General features: G+C 60.8%; 17 protein-coding genes. 9 read left to right on the top strand and 8 right to left on the bottom strand.

Annotated elements, in window-relative coordinates:
• Window positions 1-2 precede the first annotated feature (2 nt).
• Window positions 3-1,118: a T6SS immunity protein Tli4 family protein gene (locus tag ACQ4V8_RS03370; RefSeq protein WP_436570891.1), complete on the top strand. Its 1,116-nt coding sequence runs from the start codon at window positions 3-5 to the stop codon at window positions 1,116-1,118.
• A 209-nt stretch (window positions 1,119-1,327) separates the two neighbouring features.
• Here the strand turns inward: ACQ4V8_RS03370 and ACQ4V8_RS03365 are convergent, their stop codons facing one another.
• The 3 genes from ACQ4V8_RS03365 to ACQ4V8_RS03355 form a co-directional block, all read right to left on the bottom strand.
• On the bottom strand, window positions 1,328-1,453 hold the full coding sequence (locus tag ACQ4V8_RS03365; RefSeq protein ID WP_010399259.1) for a hypothetical protein: 126 nt from the start codon (window positions 1,451-1,453) through the stop codon (window positions 1,328-1,330).
• A 178-nt stretch (window positions 1,454-1,631) separates the two neighbouring features.
• Window positions 1,632-2,015: an Imm1 family immunity protein gene (locus ACQ4V8_RS03360; RefSeq protein ID WP_070346752.1), complete on the bottom strand. Its 384-nt coding sequence runs from the start codon at window positions 2,013-2,015 to the stop codon at window positions 1,632-1,634.
• Between the two features lie 2 nt (window positions 2,016-2,017).
• Complete coding sequence (locus ACQ4V8_RS03355) at window positions 2,018-3,670, bottom strand: SulP family inorganic anion transporter (protein ID WP_436570890.1); 1,653 nt, start codon at window positions 3,668-3,670, stop codon at window positions 2,018-2,020.
• Window positions 3,671-3,998: 328 nt separating this feature from the next.
• Between ACQ4V8_RS03355 and ACQ4V8_RS03350 the strand changes: the two genes are divergently transcribed.
• Together ACQ4V8_RS03350 and ACQ4V8_RS03345 are read left to right on the top strand one after the other, a co-directional pair.
• Window positions 3,999-4,976 (top strand): SDR family oxidoreductase, encoded by a 978-nt coding sequence (locus ACQ4V8_RS03350; protein WP_436570889.1) that lies wholly within the window; start codon window positions 3,999-4,001, stop codon window positions 4,974-4,976.
• A gap of 172 nt (window positions 4,977-5,148) precedes the next feature.
• Window positions 5,149-7,461, top strand: a complete 2,313-nt coding sequence (locus tag ACQ4V8_RS03345; RefSeq protein WP_436570888.1) for a PAS domain S-box protein — start codon at window positions 5,149-5,151, stop codon at window positions 7,459-7,461.
• Here ACQ4V8_RS03345 and ACQ4V8_RS03340 read toward each other — a convergent pair.
• Window positions 7,423-7,698, bottom strand: a complete 276-nt coding sequence (locus ACQ4V8_RS03340) for a hypothetical protein (protein ID WP_436570887.1) — start codon at window positions 7,696-7,698, stop codon at window positions 7,423-7,425. The genes ACQ4V8_RS03345 and ACQ4V8_RS03340 overlap by 39 nt on opposite strands.
• Window positions 7,699-7,910: 212 nt before the next feature.
• On the opposite strand from ACQ4V8_RS03340, the gene ACQ4V8_RS03335 reads away from it, so the two are divergent.
• The 6 genes from ACQ4V8_RS03335 to ACQ4V8_RS03310 all read left to right on the top strand — a co-directional run bounded on the left by ACQ4V8_RS03335 (window position 7,911) and on the right by ACQ4V8_RS03310 (window position 13,247).
• The gene (locus ACQ4V8_RS03335) at window positions 7,911-8,234 is read left to right on the top strand and encodes a hypothetical protein (protein WP_436570886.1); all 324 of its coding nucleotides are present in this window, start codon (window positions 7,911-7,913) and stop codon (window positions 8,232-8,234) included.
• A 222-nt stretch (window positions 8,235-8,456) separates the two neighbouring features.
• On the top strand, window positions 8,457-8,792 hold the full coding sequence (locus tag ACQ4V8_RS03330; protein WP_010399271.1) for a hypothetical protein: 336 nt from the start codon (window positions 8,457-8,459) through the stop codon (window positions 8,790-8,792).
• A 250-nt stretch (window positions 8,793-9,042) separates the two neighbouring features.
• Entirely contained in the window at window positions 9,043-11,190 is a 2,148-nt protein-coding gene (locus tag ACQ4V8_RS03325) for a TonB-dependent siderophore receptor (protein WP_436570885.1), read from the top strand.
• A 15-nt stretch (window positions 11,191-11,205) separates the two neighbouring features.
• Window positions 11,206-12,438, top strand: a complete 1,233-nt coding sequence (locus ACQ4V8_RS03320) for a PepSY-associated TM helix domain-containing protein (protein WP_043462257.1) — start codon at window positions 11,206-11,208, stop codon at window positions 12,436-12,438.
• Between the two features lie 130 nt (window positions 12,439-12,568).
• Window positions 12,569-12,916 (top strand): hypothetical protein, encoded by a 348-nt coding sequence (locus ACQ4V8_RS03315; protein WP_436570884.1) that lies wholly within the window; start codon window positions 12,569-12,571, stop codon window positions 12,914-12,916.
• Window positions 12,917-12,959: 43 nt separating this feature from the next.
• The gene (locus ACQ4V8_RS03310) at window positions 12,960-13,247 is read left to right on the top strand and encodes a hypothetical protein (protein WP_070346758.1); all 288 of its coding nucleotides are present in this window, start codon (window positions 12,960-12,962) and stop codon (window positions 13,245-13,247) included.
• Window positions 13,248-13,313: 66 nt separating this feature from the next.
• Here the strand turns inward: ACQ4V8_RS03310 and ACQ4V8_RS03305 are convergent, their stop codons facing one another.
• The 4 genes from ACQ4V8_RS03305 to ACQ4V8_RS03290 all read right to left on the bottom strand — a co-directional run bounded on the left by ACQ4V8_RS03305 (window position 13,314) and on the right by ACQ4V8_RS03290 (window position 20,009).
• Window positions 13,314-13,871: a fasciclin domain-containing protein gene (locus ACQ4V8_RS03305; protein WP_010399278.1), complete on the bottom strand. Its 558-nt coding sequence runs from the start codon at window positions 13,869-13,871 to the stop codon at window positions 13,314-13,316.
• Window positions 13,872-14,020: 149 nt separating this feature from the next.
• Window positions 14,021-15,541: an efflux transporter outer membrane subunit gene (locus tag ACQ4V8_RS03300; protein WP_436570988.1), complete on the bottom strand. Its 1,521-nt coding sequence runs from the start codon at window positions 15,539-15,541 to the stop codon at window positions 14,021-14,023.
• A gap of 11 nt (window positions 15,542-15,552) precedes the next feature.
• Entirely contained in the window at window positions 15,553-18,753 is a 3,201-nt protein-coding gene (locus ACQ4V8_RS03295; protein WP_436570883.1) for an efflux RND transporter permease subunit, read from the bottom strand.
• Window positions 18,754-18,755: 2 nt separating this feature from the next.
• Window positions 18,756-20,009, bottom strand: a complete 1,254-nt coding sequence (locus ACQ4V8_RS03290) for an efflux RND transporter periplasmic adaptor subunit (protein WP_436570882.1) — start codon at window positions 20,007-20,009, stop codon at window positions 18,756-18,758.
• Window positions 20,010-20,082: the final 73 nt, after the last annotated feature.

Raw genomic sequence — 20,082 nt, 5'->3', positions numbered from 1 at the left:
TCATGTCTATTTATAGAAAATTTCTTATATTTATCTTTGCTGCCATATCAATCCAAACAGAGGCAAATGAGATCAGACCGTACAGAAAAAATGAGGCTAGGAAAATGAACGAAACGACAACTCCAAGAAAAAAAATTGAAATATTATTTCAAAAGACAAAAAAAATTTGCTTTGGTAGATACTTATTAAATCTACCAAGCGAGGCAGAACTGATAATCGGAAATTCAGCAGTTGATTTATTTAAAGGAGGATCAGACTTTTTAAAGCACCAGGCAGAAATTGATTTAAAAAGAATACGATCCTTAAACTTCGCTCCAGAAATTATTTACAATGGCAATGGGCCAATTGAAAACAGCTGGCAAATTCGATACTACAATAGCAAATCCGCCAAAGAAGTTAATTTCATAATTTACCGAACGTTAATCAACAAAGGGGATTTCATATTTGCCATAGGCGATGCTGTAGGTAGTGGCGACACCGAAAGAGCAACAGCGGAAAGACAATTCCTTCAAGCAAAAAGTCTGCGTTTGCGTGCTACTGAAGAAATTCCTGTCACGCCAGGCCTTTGCGTAGAACACGGATTCATGAGCGAAAATCAGTATAAATATCAAGAAATAGACGACGTAGGTATTTATTTACCTAGCTTGCCAGATGTTACTTTCTCCATCAGCTCAAATAAAGATGCATACGGCGACTACCCGCCGACAGAATTTGAATCAAGGTTGCGTGGGGAACTATCACTACTCAATCGCATACAAGACGCAAAAAAGATGCAAGGCAATAACTATCCCAAGCGCACCTTGCTGCGCGAAGGCAAGCGCACTGTTCAACACTGGCAAGGCGAAGAATCGCTGATACGACGAACAGATGGCGTACACGATTTTGAATGGGCATTGGTAGGCAAGCCGAAAGACATCGCAAATCCATCTGTGCTGGAGGCGCATATGTACACCAAAGTCGCCCACAACATGGTCGGCGCCGCCGAAGCTGCGTCACTGACCGACGAAGAGGCCATCGCCTTGTGGGACAAGCTGCTGTCCAGCCTGAAGTTCCGGGTGAAAGTGCCGGGCGCGCCGCCGGGCTCGTACTACATCGATCCGGACCAGCCAGCGCAGTGATGCGCTGGACAAGCATGGCAAGCATGGCAAGCACGCATGCTGGCGCGATGCGGGCCATTGCGCCAGCGTGGCCGTTTGCACCAAAGCTTGCATGTCCATCACCATGCACCCCGCCCTGCCACCCCGATATCGATGCACTGTGGGGCTTGCGCCACGCACTATGCGCCGCAACAGATCGCCGTATGGACGGCCTCGTCCGCGCCAGATGCCTATGCCGCCCAGCCGTCGTGGTGCAAGCCCGACACTTCTTGCGTATCGACCACCTCGCGCATAAAGTAAGCATGGCGCTCGGCGGATGCTAGCCCCGCTACCTGCTTGAACCCTTCAGGATACATGTCGGTCCCATACCCGTCACTGCGGTTCGCAGCAGCGCGTCAGCATGTCCAGGGCATCGAGTATCACGTTTTCAGGCCAGTCTTTCCGCGTGGCGGTGAGCAAACCTGCATGGCATCGAGCACGGCGCACCCGTCGCGCCCGATATCGGCGAGGATGGCATCCGTGATTTACGCCCTATCAATCCGCCTGCCACGCGATGCCGGCCGGCTGCGCGCCGCTTGTCCTGAAAAATTCGACAAAGGCCCGCTGACATTGTTCCACCTCCACGCACCAGGCCTCGGGATATTCGTCCACCTGGCCATTGGCCAACAGATAGCTGCAGACGCCGTCTGCCTCCTCGTCGCCCAATGTATGAAAACTCAGGTCATCCTGCCCCGACAGATACATCAGCAAGGCATTGCCGCCATTGCGCAACATGCACAGGGCCGGGCCCTGTTCCGCATCCGTGGCCCTGGTCAACCATAATTGACATTGCGCCAGCGCGCGCGCCTCGCGCAGCGCTTGTTCCAGCGCAAGGATGCTATCGATCACACGCGACTCGCCGTGCAGATTCAGTTCCATGCTCACGCCTGTTCTCCATTGCTTGCGCCGCTCAAATCGTTCATCGCCAGCGCTGTGCTCAGGTACAACTTGCCGCCCAGCTCCTGCAGCAGGCTGCTCTGGCGCAAGCGGTCCATCACGGGTCCCTTCACTTCGGCCAGGTTCAGGCTGATGCCGCGCTTGATCAGCACGCCATTAAGCTCGATCAAGCCCAGCAAGGCTGTACTGTCGATCTGGTTGACAGCCGACAGCACCAGCACCAGGTGGCGCGCCGTCGGATGGGCACGCAATTCATCCTCGACACGCTCGGTAACAGCTTCCACATTGCCGAAAAACAGGCCGGCGTCTATGCGCAGTAGCAAGACGTCCGGCAGGGTTTGCGCCTCATAGCGTTCGACGTTGCGGAAGTGCTCGCTATTCGGGATGCGCCCCAGCACGGCGATGTGCGGGCGGCTGGCGCGCCAGATCAGGGTGCCCATCGACAGCAGCACGCCGATCACCACGCCCGCCTCCACGCCCAGCGCCAGCACGCCGGCCGTCGTTGCCAGCAGGGCCAGCGCATCGCTGCGGTCGTAGCGCCATGACAATTTCAAGGTATCCCAATCGAGCAGGCTGGCCACGGCAAAGATAATGGTGGCCGCCAGCACGGGCAGCGGCAGCAGCGCCAGCCAGCCCGTGGGCGCCACCAGCGCCAGCGCCAGCAAGCCAGCCGTGATGATGCTGGCCAGCGGCGTGTTGGCGCCCGCCTGGAAATTGACGGCCGAACGCGAGATCGAACCGGTGACAGGGAAGCCGCCCGACAGCGCGCTGGCCACGTTGGCCGCGCCCAGGCCCAGCAATTCGCGATTCGTATGCAGTTTTTCGCCGCGTTTTTGCGCCAGGGTCTGGGCGGCCGACATGCTCATCAAAAAGATGATAAAAGCGATCAAGAGCGCCGGCGATAGCAAGGTGCGCCAATGGGCGCTGGACGTGGCCAGGTTCAGGCCCGGCAAACCACTGGACACATGGCCCGTCGTCTGCACACCCATCGTTTCCAAGCCGCCATAGGCGACCAGGCCGATGCCAGCCAGCACCAGCACCATCGGCGCCAGGCGCGCGCCCACATCAGCCGCCACCTTGTTCAAGCCACAGCGCTGCAGCAGGCGCGAGGCGTAGCGCTTGGCCAGAAACAGGAATAGCAAGCCGGACAGCCCCAGCACGAGGCTGGGGGCATGCCAGTGAGGGATGCTGGCGCCCAGCAAGGGGGTAATCTGTCCCCAGATAATCAGGATCGCGGCGCCATTGCTGAAACCGCTGATCACGGGACGCGACAAAAAACTGGCCATGAAGCCCAGGCGCAGCACGCCGCACAGCAGCAAGACCAAGCCGCTGATGAAGGCCAGTTGGGCGGCCAGCACAATGTACAGGGAAGAACCGGGGTCGGCCAGCGGAGCCAGGGCGGCGGCCGTCATCAGCGAGACGATCGCCATGGGACCCACCGACTGCGTCATGCTGCTGCCGAACAAGGCATACAGCACGGGCGGCAGGATGCTGGCGTAAATGCCCACCACGGGCGGCAAGCCGGCCACCAGCGCGTAGGCCATACCCTGCGGCACCATCATCATGGCGACAACGATACCGGCAGTGATGTCCCCGGCCAACAGTGGACGCCGGTATTGCCTGAGCCAAAGCAGCATGATGAAATCCCAAAATCTGAAAACCGAAGCCTATCATGCGTTGAGGCCGGCTAACAGGCGTACTTGTCAACTATGCTCAGTCTTGCTGCGATTGCGCCTTCCTGGCAGCAAGGATCTGCACCGACAAGGCCGCATCAACGACGCAAAGGGCCAGCAGCCTGGCGACCGCCGGCTGGCGCCGCGCATGCGCCGCTCGGCTTATGCCGCTCCCAAAAATCATGTCCATCATCTTATAAATTGACGCCTGTTTGCGCCATTCTGTTAGCGAACGCACGGTTGGCGGCCGCTGCCGCGCCGATACTGAATCTTCGTTTCCACGGAGGCCAGCATGAACGAGAACAAGGAGCAGTCTGCCGGTAACTTGCAGCGCAGCATACAGCAGGAGCAAGATCACCGCGACGCCGCCGCCATAGGCAAGCGGGACAGCAAAGCACCGCTGCCAACGGGCAGCCGCAGCCAGCCTGCCCCTCCCCTGCCCGCCCAGCATCTGGACAAGCCCGGCATCGAAGCGCAGATGCAATTGAAACCGCGCTTCCTGGCGCCCGACTACTGCGGCAGCGGCAAGCTGACCGGCATGGTGGCCATCATCACGGGTGGCGATTCTGGCATCGGCCGCGCCGTGGCCGTGCTGTACGCCCGCGAGGGGGCCGATGTCGCCATCATTTACCTGAATGAACACGCGGACGCCAACGAAACGCGCCGCTATGTGGAAGCGGAAGGCCAGAGCTGCCTGCTGATCCCCGGCGACGTGCGCGAGCAAGGCTTTTGCCGGCAAGCAGTGCGCGAGGTGATGGAACGGTACACGCATATCGACATCCTGGTCAACAACGCCGCCTTCAAGGAACACGCCGAATCGCTGCTGGACCTGAGCGAGGAACGCTTCGACCTCACAATGAAGACCAATGTCTACGGTTACTTCCACATGACCAAGGCCGTGCTGCCCCATTTGCAGCGCGGCGCGGCCATCATCAACACCGGGTCCGTCACGGGCTTGCATGGATCCAAGTACTTGCTCGACTATTCCACCACCAAGGGCGCCATCCACGCCTTCACCATGGCGCTGGCCGGCAACTTGCTTGAAAAAGGTATTCGCGTCAACGCCATCGCGCCGGGCCCAGTCTGGACTCCCCTCAATCCGGCCGACAAGACGGCAGAAGAAATCCGCACATTTGGCGCAGACACTGACATGCGCCGCCCGGCCCAGCCAGAAGAGTTGTCACCCGCTTACGTCTTTCTGGCCTCGCCCGCCTGTTCCAGCTACATCACGGGCATCGTCTTGCCCGTCACCGGCAGCGTGGGGACATAGGGCTAGGCACACGCCCAGGGAAAGCAGCACCGGCACAGCGCAACACGGGGCCACCTACAGCGTACCCGGAGGGGAAACGCCGTGCAAAAATGCATTGACTTTGCTGCGGCTCCTCGCTAACTTAAGCATACAGCATGCCGCCCGGCAAGCCTTCTCACGCGTGGGGAAAAACATGGATGCCGAGTTAGATCAGCTTATCCTCAGCGACGCCCCCGGCGGCGTTGTCATCACGAACGAAGTCCATGCCATCGTGCGCTGGACGGCCGGGGCGCAGCGCATCTTCGGCTATGCCGACGAGGAGGCACTGGGCTCCATGCTGTGGGAATTGATCTCGCTGCCGACACAAGCCGAATCGACCCCACTGATCGACGAAGAGCTGACCGTGAACGGCTGCTACGACCGGGAATCGCTGCGGCGGCGCAAGGATGGCGAACTCATCTACGTTGACGTGGCGTGCCAGTTCGCGCGCACTGGTGCGGACGGCCGCCGCTACCTCATTTCCACCATGAAGGACACCACCTTGCTGAAGGCGGCACGCGACGCCCAGTTTGTCGATGCGCGCTACCGCGTGCTGTTCGAATCGACGCCGGACAGCGTGATCATGGTCAACGCTACGGGCGCCATCGTACTGGCCAACTTGCAGGCTCAGCGCCTGTTCGGCTACGCGGAAGGCGAATTGAACGGCAGGCAAATCGATAGTCTGCTGCCGCAGCGGCTGCGCCATGCGCACGTGGCACACCGTGCCGGCTATTTCGACCAGCCACGCGCGCGCACCATGGGCGCCGACCTGGAATTGCTGGGCTTGCGCAAGGACAAGGCCGAGTTTCCCGTCGAAATCAGCCTCTCTCCCATTCAGACCGAAATCGGCACCTTCGTCATCAGCGCCATCCGCGACGTCAGCGACCGCCGCCGGGCCGAGCAAAAGTTTCGCGGCCTGCTCGAATCGGCGCCGGACGCCATCGTCATCGTCAACAGCGACGGTGAAATCGTGCTCGTCAACTCGCAGACGGAACGGCTGTTCGGCTATTCGCGCGCGGAGCTGTTGGGACGCAATGTGGAAGTGCTGATCCCGGCCCGCTACGCGCACGATCATCCGCGCCATCGCCAGGCCTTTTCCACAGCGCCACGAGCGCGCTCCATGGGCGCAGGGTTGGAACTGTACGGCTTGCGCCGCGATGGCAGCGAGTTTCCAGTCGAAATCAGCCTGTCGCCGCTGGAAACAGATGAAGGTATGCTGGTTTCGTCGGCTATCCGCGACATCTCGGAGCGCAAGCGTATCGAACGCACGCTCAACGAACAGAAAGTCGAACTGGAGCGGGCCAGCCAGGCGAAGGACCGTTTTCTCACCAGCATGTCGCACGAGCTGCGCACGCCGCTGAACGCCATCCTCGGCTTTGCCCAGTTGCTGGCCAATGAAGCATTGCCCGCGACCGCGCTGCAAAAGCGCACCTTCGTGCAAAACATCGTCACCTCGGGCCGCCATCTGCTCACTTTGATCAATGAAATCCTCGACCTGGCGAAGATTGAATCAGGCAGCCTGAGCATGTCGATGGAAGCGGTGACGCTACCGGCGTTGATCGAGGAAGTGCGTGTGATGATGGAAGATCAGGCACAGCAGCGCCAAATCGAGCTGCTCTTTCCAACTTGCGAAGCGCTGACGGTGAGGGCCGACCATACTCGCCTCAAGCAAGTCCTGCTGAACCTGCTGTCGAACGCCATCAAATACAACCGTCCGGCCGGCACGGTGGCGCTGGAAATTTCGCAGCCCGATGCGCTGCGCGTGCGCATCGCCATCCGCGACACGGGCAATGGACTGGACGATGCGCAGATGGCCGAGCTATTTCAGCCGTTTAACCGCCTGGGGCAGGAGGCCGGCAGAGAAGAAGGCACAGGCATCGGCCTGGTCGTCACCAAGCGCCTGGTCGAGCTGATGGGAGGCCGCATGGGCGTGCACAGCTGCCTCGGCGTGGGCAGCATGTTCTGGATCGAACTCGACACCATGATCGCGCCACCCGACAGGGCTACGCGCCATACGGAGGGGCTGCCCCAGCCCCCTGGTGGCGCTGTGGATCATGCCGGCGGCAAGGCCCTGCTACTGTACGTGGAAGACAATCCGGCCAGCCTGCGGCTGGTGGAAGACATCGTCAGCTTCCTGCCCCATCTGCGCATGATTTCGGCCACCGACGCGCGCCAAGGCATCGCGCTGGCGCTGGCACAGCGCCCCGATGTCATCCTGATGGATATCAACCTGCCCGGCATGAATGGCAACCAGGCACAGCGCATCCTGCGCGACGATACGCGCACCGCGCATATTCCCGTCATCGCCCTGACGGCCAACGCCATGAAGGGCGACATCCGGCATGGCTTGGCCACGGGCTTTTTCCGCTACCTGACCAAACCGGTCGAGATTGCCCAGCTCAATATTGCCATCGACGAAGCCCTGCAACTAAAGCGCGCCACCCTGCCATTCAAGCCAGAGGAGTAAAAGCCAGCTTTTTCGTCGCCGTATCGTAGCCTTGCGCGCATCGGGCATGGCCGGTTGGGGCTGCCACGTGCCCTTGTCATCGATGATGAACTTAGCCGCGCCATCCTGTTTTTCGGCGGTCATACCTTGCAGCAAACCTTCAATATTGGCATAGGCAGCCGGTGCTTTTGCACCTGCAGGCGCGGGCGTGACGGCGACATTGCGCTTGGCTGGATAGGCTTTCAAGGCCGCTTTCATGACGGCCCCATGCGGTGAGGCTGGCATTGACTCCGGGCCGTGACAGGCGATGGCACCTTAGGCAAGCTGACAGAACACCTATCGCGGCAAATGTAAGTGTTTGTAATGCCCCAAAGAATCAGTCAACGATATTGCCGCACGGCGCGTTTTTGGCTCAGTGACAGGGGAAATGCTTCTCCTGAACTACCACCCACTTCTCAAGGAACTGCACCATGAAAAACCGCATTTTCAAGCTGAGCGCTACTCTGATCGCCGGCTTATTCGCCACCGCAGCCTTTGCTCAAACGCCAGCCGTGCCTGCCAAGGCCGAAGCCAAGCACACCAAGGAAGTGGCAAAAGCAGAAGCCAAGGAAACCAAGGCCGTGGTGAAAGCCGACGCCAAGCAAGTCGCCGTTGCCGCCGATGCAAAAGCCGATATGGCCAGCGCCAAGGCCGATGCCAGCGCCACCAAAGCCAAAGCCCATGACAAAGCGGAAAAAACCAAGGACAAAGCTGACGAAGCCAAAACTAAAGCGACCGCAGCAGCAACCAAATAATCCGTTCAGCGCCTTTTCTGCGCCACACAAAAAGACAGCCTCGGCTGTCTTTTTTCGTCTTCACACTCACATAAAGCACTATCAGTCGATAAAAAACATGATTGTAAGCAAGTGTAAACAAGGTCAACGATAAGCTTTCGGGGCGCGTTTTATGCTCAGTGACACGGGAATCATCCCGGCACCAACAGACATACCAGACAAACCACCACTGAGGACTGCACCATGAAAAAAAGCATTTTCAACCTGAGCGCGACCCTGATCGCCGGCCTGTTCGCTACCGCAGCCTTTGCCCAAACCCCTGCAGCATCGGCTCCCGCCAAGGCGGAAGCGGCCCACACGGCGGCCGTGGCCAAGGCCGAAGCCAAGGAAACCAAGGCCGTCGTGAAAGCCGATGCCAAGCAAGCGGCCGTTGCCGCCGATGCAAAAGCCGATATGGCCAGCGCCAAGGCTGACGCCAAAGCCAGCAAGGCAAAGGCCCATCACAAAGCGAGCAAGGCAACAGTGAAAGCCGATGCGGCCAAGGCAGACGCCGCAGTTGCTGCCACACCGGCAAAGTAAGGGCTGACGCCTCCAGCAAAAAGACAGTTTCGACTGTCTTTTTTTTCGCGCAAAATACTCCCCACCCCGCACCGGCGGTCATGTGCATGACCGAAAATGACGATGACAACGAGCAACATCCAAACTAAGACGATGTAAAGATGTGACAAAAAATAACGCTTTACAGCCACAAAAAATTCCCATCCTGGCGTGCGCTCCAATATAATTGAGAACACTTCTCATTCTCATCCTTGATTCAGGAGCCGTTTCAATGCCAGGCTACACCGCACCGTCCACCCTCACTACGCTGTCATTGCGCCCGCTGGCCATGGCCATTTCACTGGCACTCGGCGCCGGCATGGCGCATGGCGCCGCCAGCGCACCAGCCGATGGCACTGGCGATGAAGCGCCAGTGATGCAAACCATTACCGTGACGGCCAGCAGCGACGCGAACGCCTACACGGCGCGCAACAGCGCCTCGGCCAGCAAGTTCAACCTGTCGCTGCGCGAGACGCCGCAGGCGGTTTCCGTGGTCACGCGCGCGCACATGGATGATTTCAGGCTCGACAACGCCAGCAAGGTACTGGCGCACACCACGGGCGTGACGGTAGAAGCGGTGGAAACGGACCGCAGCTATTACACGGCGCGCGGCTACGACATCACCAATTTCCAGTTCGACGGCGTCGGCATTGCTTTCGTTTTCGGCCTTGTGATGGGCGACCTCGATACGGCGCTGTTCGAGCGCGTCGACATCGTGCGCGGCGCGAACGGCTTGATTTCCTCGACCGGCAATCCGTCGGCCACTGTCAATTTCATGCGCAAACGCCCCACCCCGGACCTGGCCGCTTCCGCTGGCGTCATGCTCGGCTCCTGGAACACGCGCCGCCTCGATGCCGATGTATCGACACCGCTCAGCGACGATGGCAAGGTGGCGGCGCGCTTCGTCGTCGTCCACGAAGAGGGTAACTCGCACCTGGACCGCTACTCGCCGCGCAAAGATGTCGCCTACGCCATCGTCGAAGCGAAACTGACAGCCGATACCAGCCTGGCCCTGGGCCACAGCTACCACAATAGCCTGGCCAGGGGCGGCATGTGGGGTGCCCTGCCCATCGCCTACACGGACGGCACGCCGACCAACTATCCGATTTCCACCTCGACTTCAGCCGACTGGTCGCGCTGGAGCATCCTCAATAACAGCAGCTTCGCCGAACTGGCGCACCAGTTCAACGCCGACTGGCGCGTGAAGGCCACCGCCACCTACAACCGCTCCAGCTCCGACTCGAAGCTGTTCTATGTCTACGGCACGCCGGACAAGGCCACGGGCGACGGCTTGTTCAGCTACCCTTCGCGCTATGGCTCTCGCAACAAGCAGCGCCTGCTCGATGTCGCCGCGACGGGAAAATTCACGCTGGCCGGGCGCCAGCATGACATCAGCATGGGAGTCGCCTGGTCAACCTCCACGCTCGACGATGTGTCTTACTACGGCCGCGGCATCGGCACGGCGCTGCCGAATGGCACGGCGTTCGATGGCGCCTACCCTGAACCGCTGTTCGACGCCTCGACCGACGGCAGCGCCTATAAGGACGAACGCAAGAACGCCTATCTGGCCACCCGCCTCAAGCTGGCCGACAATACCAAGCTGCTGGCAGGCGTCAACGTCGTCAAGGCCGATAGCACGGGCAGCGCGTATGGCGTCAGCCAGGCCAAGTCGCAAAGCGACACCAGCCCGTACGTGGGCCTGGTGTATGACATCAACCGCCATGTGTCAGCTTACGCCAGCCACACGGAAATCTTCAACCCGCAAAGCAGCATCGACAGCAGGGGCCAGACCCTGGCCGCCGCCACCGGCAAGAGCCTGGAAGCAGGCCTGAAAAGCGAATGGTTCGACGGCCGCCTGAACCTGTCCGGCGCCCTGTTCAAGACGCGCCAGAAGAATATGGCCGAAGCGGCCGGCACCACAGCCGACTTCAAGACCTTCTATCGAGGCGTCGATTCGCAATCGCAGGGTGTCGAGCTCGATGCCTCGGGTGAGCTGGCGAAAGGCTGGCAAGCGAACGCCGGTTATTCACAGCTGCGCATCAAGGGCGACGACGGCCAGGATGCACGCACCTTCATCCCGCGCAAACAGTTTCATGTGGCCACCACCTATCACGTGCCGGCGCTGCCGACATTCAAGGTGGGCGCCAGCCTCACCTGGCAGGACGCCATCTACAATAAGGTCAACGACAGCACGACCCTGCACCAGGGCGCCTACGCGCAACTGGGCCTGATGGCCAGCTACGACATCAGCCGCAACGTCAGCCTGTCGCTGAACCTGAACAATGTGACGGACAAGAAGCACCTGAACAGCCTGTACTGGACCCAGTCGCTGTATGCAGCGGGTCGCAATGGCAGCGCCACCCTGAGCTGGAAATACTAGGGAGCGGCCATGCGACTGCGTCCATCCATGGTTGTTCTGCACCGCTGGTTCGGCTTGGCGGTGGCGCTCTTCCTGTTCATTTCCGGCTTGACGGGCGCCATCATCTCGTGGGATCACGAGCTCGATGCCTGGCTCAATGCGCAGCTGTTTCATGCGCAAAGCGCCAGCAGCGCCGCTGTGAGACCCGCAAAATCGGGCCTGGAACTGGCGCGCCAGCTCGAGGCGCAGGACCCGCGCCTGCGCGTCAATTACACGCTCACCACGATCGAGCCTGGCCACACGGCCTTGATCGCGGTGGAAGGCCGGCCCGACCCGGCTACCGGCAAGCCCCATGAACTGGGCTTCAACCAGGTGGCCATCGATCCCGTCACCGGCGCCATGCAAGGCAAGCGCCAGTGGGGCGTGGTCTCGCTGACGCGCGAAAACCTGCTGCCCTTCCTGTACAAACTGCACTACACCATGCACATTCCCGATGGCTGGGGCATCGAACTGGGCGTCTGGTTCATGGGCATCATCGGCATCGTATGGATTTTTGACTGCGCTATTGCGCTGTACCTGTCGTTCCCGAACTGGCGCAGCTGGCGCAAGTCGCTGGCCTTGCGCTGGCGTGAAGGGGGACACAAACTCAATTTCGACCTGCACCGCTCGGGCGGCGTGTGGGTCTGGTTGCTGCTGCTGGTGCTGGCCATCACCTCCGTGTCGATGAATTTGCCAACCCAGGTGATGCGCCCCCTGGTAGCGAAGTTTTCCACACTCAAGCCGAACGCCTTCGACAGCCGCACGCCGCAGCCGCCCGACAAACCGATCGAGCCGCAGCTGACGCGCGAACAGGCCGTGGCGCTGGCAAAAGCGGAAGCGGCCAGGCGAGGCTGGGCATTGCCGGCCGGCGGCGTGTTTTATTCATCGAGCTATGGCCTGTATGGCGTGGGCTTCTTCGCGGCGGACAACGACCATGGCGATGGTGGCCTGGGCAATGCGTGGCTGTACTTTGATGGCCGCGATGGCAAGCCGGCCGGCGGCGTGGTGCCCGGCACGGGCAGCGCCGGCGACATCTTCCTGCAAGCGCAATTTCCCCTGCATTCGGGCCGCATCCTGGGCCTGCCGGGTCGCATCCTGATTTCTGTCATGGGCCTGGTGGTGGCCATGTTGAGCGCGACGGGGTTGATCATCTGGCTGCGCAAGCGCCGCGCACGCGCGGCAAAAGCCGGCAAGGCGGCACTGCCGCTGCATGCCAACGTCAGCCCATAGGCGGCGCAGATGTAAGCGTTTGTAATGAGCGTCAACGCAAGCGTCCGAGGCCGCGTTTTATGCTCAGTGACACGGGAATCATCCCGGCACCAACAGACACACCAGACAAACCACCACCGAGGACTGCACCATGAAAAAAGTAATTGCTACCCTGATCGCCAGCCTGTTCGCTACCGCTGCCTTTGCCCAGACGCCTGCAGCGCCTGCAGCCTCGGTCCCCGCCAAAGTGGAAGCGGCCCACGCCAAGGCCGTCGTAAAAGCCGATGCCAAGGAAGCGCAAACGGTCGTAAAAGCGGACGCGAAAGAAGCAAAAGCGGTTGTCGCCGCCAAAACGGACGTAGCGAGTGCTAAAGCGCAAGCGGCCACCACCAAGACCAAGGCGCACCAGAAAGCCAAGCAAACCAAAGCCAAGGCTGACGACAAGCTGGCATCGGCCACCGCCGCTGCGTCAACACCAGCGCCAGCGCCAGCCAAATAATTCCGACACACTTTACTGAGCACACTACAACAAGGATTTCAGCATGAAAAAAGTTATCGCCACCCTGATCGCCAGCCTGTTCGCTAGCGCCGCTTTCGCCCAGACGCCAGCCGTCGCGCCAGTCGCTCCAGTAGCACCAGTAGCCGTCGTCGCCCCTGTCGCCAAGGCCGAAGCGCCAGCGGCCGCCGTCAAGCCAGCGGCGCACAAAAAAGTACAGCATCACAAGGCGAAGAAGGCCGCAGCGGCAACGCCAGCAGCTTCGCCAGCAGCAACTCCAGCAACTCCAGCGATGGCCGCAGCGCCAGCACCGGCAGCAGCGCCAGTCAAGTAAAAGCGCCGGCAGCAAGCAAAAAGACAGGGTTTCCCCTGTCTTTTTTTTCGTCTGCTTTTCGTCTACTTATTTTGGCATCAGCACCGTGTCGATGACATTGATCACGCCATTGGACTGATACACATCGTAGGTACTGATGTTGGCGCTATTGCCGCTTTCATCCATCACGACGATGTTGTGCATGCCGTTCATGGCGAACATCAGCTTGCCGCCGCTGGCCGTTGGCAGGGTCGCCTTGCCATCGTGCATCTTGATTTCCTTGGCCAGGGCCTTGAAGTCATATTTGCCGGGCACCACGTGGTAGGTGAGGATTTTCGTCAGGGTCGCCTTGCTTTCCGGTTTGACCAGGGTCTCGACGGTGCCGGCCGGCAGCTTGCCAAACGCCGCGTTCGTCGGCGCAAATACGGTAAATGGGCCCTTGCCTTTCAAGGTATCGACCAGGCCTGCAGCCTGCACCGCAGCGACCAGGGTTGTGTGGTCGGCCGAATTGACGGCGTTATCGACGATATCCTTGGAGGGAGACATGCTCTTGCCACCCACCATGGTGCTCATGTCGGCGGCAAAAGGGGCGCTGGCGGCCAGCATGGAAGTGACAAACATTACTGCGGGAACGAAGGTACGCATGATGATATCTCCTGGAGGACTACGTTTGCATGATTGCAGGAGTACTTACGCAGCCTTTGCGCCAACGGATTCAACTTCCTGAAAAAAACGGCGCCGTGCAAGTGCACGCCGCCGTTTCCCATACAAATCGCTTGCTGCGGGCAGGAAAACTAGTTGGCCGCCACCTGCGGCTCGACCTCTCCCCAGCCGCCGCCCAGGGCGCGGATCAGTGCCACCGTGGTGACGGCGCGGTTGCCGCGCAACTGCACGGCGTTGCGCTCGACAGCTGCCAGGTTGCGCTGCGCGTCGAGCAGATCGAGGTAGCTGGAACGGCCCGCGTCGTACAGCTTTTGCGCCAGGTCGGCCGAACGGCGCGCCGAGACGACGGCTGCGTCGATCTGCTGCGTCTGGCCCGACAGGATGCGCAAACCGGCCAGGTTGTCTTCCACCTCGGCGAAGGCGAGCAGCACACTGTGGCGATACGTCGCCACCGACTCTTCCAGTTGCGCTTCGCTGCGGCTCACGGCTGCCTTGTTGCGGCCACCGTCGATGATGGGCATCGACATCAAAGCGCCCAGCAGCCAGGAGCGGCTACTCCACCTGAAGATATCCGAGAACGTATCGGAGGCGCCACCGCCCGAGGCGTTCAGGGTCAGGGCCGGGAACATGGCCGATTTCGCCACGCCGATGCGTGCATTCGACGCTTCCATGGTGCGCTGCGCCGACGCGATGTCGGGGCGGCGCTCCAGCAGCGACGACGGCATGCCGGCCGGGATCACGGGCAGGAAGCCACTGTCCTGCAGCGGGTTGACGCTCGCCGTGAAGCTGGCGGCAGGTTTGCCCAACAGGACGGCCAGCGCATGCTCGCTATTGGCGCGCTGGCGCTGCAAGCCGATGGCTTCGGCGCGCACGGTCGACAGCTCCGTGCGGGCACGCGACAAGTCGAACTCACCGATATCACCGAGGTCATAGCGGCGCTGGTTCACATGCACGCTTTCCTCGCGCAGGCGCACCGTCTGCTCCAGTGTCGCCAGTTCGGCATCCGTGGCGCGCAGCTGGAAATACGTCTGCGCCACGTCGGCCTGCAACGACAGCAGCACCGAGCGGTAAGTCGCTTCCACGGCCAGTGCATCGCTACGCGAGGCGCTGACATTAGCGGCCACTCTGCCGAACAAATCGACTTCGTAGCTGGCCGTCAGGTTTGCCTGATAGACGTTGCTCGCCGCCACCGGCGCACCGTTCGGCATGCCGAGCGATACGGCGGAGGCGCGGTTGCGCTGGCCACCCACATTCACGCCCACTTGCGGGGTGCGGTCCGCTTCGGCGATGCCGGCAATCGCCCTCGCCTGCTTGACGCGGGCGGCGGCAATGGCCAGGTTGGCATTGGCCTGCGTGGCATCATTAATCAAGCTGTTCAGGGCTGGATCATTGAAGGCCAGCCACCACTCGCCGCGCGCCTGGCGTTCGGCCATACCCGTCTGGCCCTGCTTCCAGCGCGTGCCATCGGCTGCCGTCTGCACGACAGGGCGCGTTTGAAACTCACCTTGCGCTTCCTTGAACGCCGCCGGCGTCTCGATCTGCGGCTGCTTGAACTCGGGTGCCGCGCAAGCGGCCAGCAGCACGGCAGCTGCCATGGCGGTCAAGGCCGTGCGCAGCGCTGGCGCCGCACGCTGCGCAGCGATCCGTGTCATCAGATTGGTTTTCAATTTTTATCTCCTTCCAGGTCCAGCGCAGGCGCAGCAACAGGCTTGGCGACAGCGACAGCTGGTTTTTTCTCAAAACGCTGCGCCAGGGTGCGCAGCAATACATAGAATACGGGCGTCAGGAACAGGCCGAAGAAGGTCACGCCCAGCATGCCGGCAAACACCGCCACGCCCATGGCATGGCGCATTTCCGAGCCGGCACCGTGCGAGAACACCAGCGGCACGACGCCCATGATGAAGGCGATCGAGGTCATCAAAATCGGACGCAGACGCAGACGGCATGCTTCCAGCGCCGCTTGCACGACTGTGCGGCCATGCTCTTCCAGTTCGCGGGCAAATTCAACGATCAGAATCGCATTCTTCGACGCCAAGCCCACCAGCACGAACAGCGCGATCTGGGTGAACACATTGTTGTCGCCGCCGGTCAGTTTGACGCCGAGCAGCGCGCAGAGGATAGACATCGGCACGATCAGGATCACGGCCAGCGGCAAGGTCCAGCTTTCGTACTGGGCAGCGAGCACCAGGAACACCAGCAGCACGCACAGCGGGAAGACATAGATCATCGTATTGCCGGACAAGATGTCCTGGTAGGTCAGTTCCGTCCATTCATACGCAATCCCCTGCGGCAGCACTTCCTTGGCGATGCGTTCCAGCGCGGCTTGCGCCTGGCCGCTCGATACGCCAAGCGCGGGGCCGCCGTTGAAATCGGCTGCGGCGTAGGCGTTATAGCGCTGTACACGGTCAGGACCATAGCTATCCTTGACGCGCATTAAGGAGGACAGCGGAATCATCTCGCCCTTGTCGCTGCGCACTTTCAGCTGCGCGATATCCTGGGCATGCGAGCGGAATGCCGCGTCGGCCTGCACGCGCACCTGGTAGGTACGGCCAAACTGGTTGAAGTCATTCACGTACAGTGAACCGAGGTTGATCTGCAAGGTCTGGTAAATCGTCTTCAGCGGCACGCCCATCTGCTTGGCTTTTACACGGTCAACGTCGGCAAACAGCTGCGGCACGTTGATCTGGTAACCCGAGAACACGCCCGCCAGTTCCGGCGTCTGGTAGGCCTTGGCGGCCAGCGCCTGGGTGGCGTTGTACAGCGCGTCGTAACCGAGGTTGCCACGGTCTTCAATCATCATCTTGAAGCCGCCGATGGTGCCCAGGCCGTTGACCGGCGGTGGCGGGAAGACCATGATGAAAGCGTCCTGAATGCCGCCCAGGCGTTTGTTGATCTCGGCCGCGATAGCAGCGCCCGACAATTCCTTGCTGCTGCGTTCGTCGAACGGCTTCAGGGTGGCGAAAACGATGCCGGCGTTTGGCGCATTGGTAAAGTCGTTGATCGACAAGCCGGGGAAGGCGATCGTCGATTCGACGCCAGGCACTGACTTGATGACGTCAGACATGCGGCGCACGACATCTTCCGTGCGGTCCAGCGAAGCGGCGTCAGGCAATTGCGCAAAGCCCACCAGGTATTGCTTGTCCTGCGCTGGCACGAAGCCGGCCGGCACGGACTTGAAGGTGAAGATGGCGGCCACCACCAGCAGCGCATACACGCCCAGCGAGGCGCTCTTGCGACCCAATACGCCCTTCACGCCCGCTTCATAGCGGTGCGAGGCGCGACCGAAGAAGCGGTTGAACCAGGCGAAGAAGCGGCCGAAGAGCATGTCCATGCCGCGCGTCAGCGCGTCTTTCGGCGCATCGTGCGGTTTCAAGAGCGCAGCGGCCAGCGCTGGCGCCAGGGTCAGCGAGCTGAATGCGGAAATCACGGTCGAAATGGCAATGGTCAGCGCAAACTGGCGATAGAACTCGCCCGACAGGCCGGGCACGAAGGCGATCGGCACGAACACGGCGCACAGCACCAGGGCGATGGCGACGATGGGACCACTGACCTCTTTCATGGCCTGGATGGTGGCGTCGCGCGGCGACAAGCCTTCCTCGATGTTGCGCTCGACGTTTTCCACCACCACGATGGCGTCATCGACGACGATACCGATGGCCAGCACCAGGCCAAACAGCGACAGCGTGTTGATCGAGAAGCCAAAGCCCAGCATCACGGCAAAGGTGCCGACAATCGACACGGGAACGGCCAGCAGCGGAATGATGGACGCGCGCCAGGTTTGCAGGAAGATGATCACCACCAGCACCACCAGGGCGATCGCTTCGAGCAGCGTATGGATTACCGCTTCGATGGACGAGCGCACGAACTGCGTCGGGTCGTACTCGATGCGGTATTCCACGCCTTGCGGGAAGTCTTTTTTCAATTCGTCCATCTTGGCGCGCACATTGGACGACAGTTGCAGCGCGTTGGCATTCGGTGCCTCGAAAATACCCATGCCGACGGCCGGATTATTGTTCAGCAGCGAACGCAGCGAGTAGCTGTTGGCGCCCATTTCCACGCGCGCCACGTCCTTCAGGTGCGTCACGGCGCCGTCGGCATTGGTGCGCACGATGATGGCGCCAAATTCCTCGGGCGTCTTCAGGCGGCCCTGGGTATTGACGGTCAGCTGGAAGTCCGAGTTTTTTGCTGGCGAGGCGCCGATCACGCCGGCCGCCACCTGCACGTTCTGCTCGCGGATAGCCTCGACGACGTCATTGGCCGTCATGCCGCGCGCCGCTACCTTTTGCGGGTCGAGCCAGATGCGCATGGCATAGTCACCGGCACCGAAGATCTGGATGTCGCCCATGCCGGGCAGACGGGCCAGCTGGTCCTTGACGTTCAACACCGCGTAGTTACGCAGGTACATATCGTCGTAGCGTTTGTTTGGCGAGACCAGGTGCACCACCATGGTCAGGTTGGGCGACGACTTGACGGTGGTCACGCCGATCTGGCGCACCTCTTCGGGCAGGCGCGGCAAGGCGCGCTGCACGCGGTTCTGCACCTGTGTCTCGGCCTGCTCGACGTTGGTGCCGATCTTGAAGGTCACGGTCAGCATCATGGCGCCATCGGAGGTGTTTTGCGAGGACATGTAGAGCATGTTCTCGACGCCGTTGATCTGCTCTTCGAGCGGCGCGGCGACGGTTTCGGCAATCACTTTCGGGTTGGCACCCGGGTACTGCGCGCGCACCACCACCGATGGCGGCACGACGTCGGGATATTCGGAGATGGGCAGGCCGAATATCGACAGCAGCCCGGCCACGAATATGACGATCGACAGTACCGCCGCGAAAATCGGCTTGTCGATGAAAAAGCGGGAAAAATTCATGTTTATTCCTTGGAAGTCGATGCTGCTTTCGCGGCGATCTTGGCGTCTTTTACTTCAGTTTTTGCGGGGACGAGCGGCGCGGTCGGGTCGAAATCCATGGCCACCATCTGCGCCGTCACGGGCGTGCCGGGACGCACGCGCTGCAAACCGTTGACGACGATCTTTTCGCCCGCCTTCAAGCCTTCGCGCACCACGCGCAAGCCGTCCGAATTCGGGCCCAGCTTGACGGCGCGGTACTCGGCCTTGTTATCGGCCCCCACCACGTACACGTATTTGCGGCTTTGGTCCGTGCCAACGGCGCGGTCGCTGATCAACAAGGCCGTGCTTTGTGCCTGCGGGCCATTGCCGCCGTCGAGCAAGATGCGCGCGAACAGGCCAGGCACCAGTTGGCGCTCGACATTGGCGAAGGTGGCGCGCATGCGCACGCTGCCGGTGGCCGGATCGAGCTGGTTGTCGACGAATTCCAGCTTGCCTTCGTGCGGGAAGCCCGTCTCGTTGGCCAGGCCCACCTTGACGATGACGGGTGTGCCCTTTTGCGCCGTGCCGGCCACCCGCAGGTAGGTATCTTCGTCGCCGTCGAAGCTGGCGTAGATGCGCTCGGTCGACACCACCGAAGTCAGGATGGCGGAAGCGTCGATCAGGTTGCCGACGGTGATTTCGGCCTTGCTGACGCGCCCGCTGATCGGTGCCTGCACCTGCGTGTACGACAGGTTCAGTTTGGCCGCTTCATACGCGGCTTGCGCCGAGCGGGCGTTAGCGTCGAGCTCTTTCGCGCCGGAAGCCTTTTCATCAAATTCGCGCTGGGCGATGGCTTTTTCGGCCAGCAGTTTTTCGGCGCGCGACAGTTCCAGCTTGGCCAATTCAGCCTTGGCGCGGGCCGAGGCAGCGCTGCCTTCGGCGCGGGCCGCTTCAGCCTGGAAAGGACGCGGATCGATGACGAACAGCACATCCCCCTTTTTTACTTCGCTGCCCGGCTTGAAGTTGACGGCGGTGATGTAGCCACCGACACGCGAACGGATTTCCACGCGCTCGATCGCTTCCAGGCGGCCCGAAAATTCCTGCGTTTCCGTGATCTGTTTTTGAATAACGGCGGCAGCCGATACCGGTGGACCACCGGCCGCTGGCGCGTCCGGTACCTTGCTATTGGCCTTATCGCAGCCGGCCAGGCTCACGGCCACCAGTCCGGCCAGCGCGAGCGAGGCGGCCAGAGGCTTGAGTAAGGTCCCCAAGATCGACAATTGTTGAACATTTTTCATTTTATTTCCCTGATTTATGAAAATTTCTAATGGTATGGGCGACAAAAAGCAACCCAGCTAAAAGCGGAAACTG

Source organism: Janthinobacterium paucivorans, assembly GCF_051380805.1.
Classification (GTDB): domain Bacteria; phylum Pseudomonadota; class Gammaproteobacteria; order Burkholderiales; family Burkholderiaceae_D; genus Janthinobacterium; species Janthinobacterium lividum_D.
Note: the sequence above shows the minus strand (reverse complement) of the source record. Positions and strands in the feature narration are given on the sequence as shown.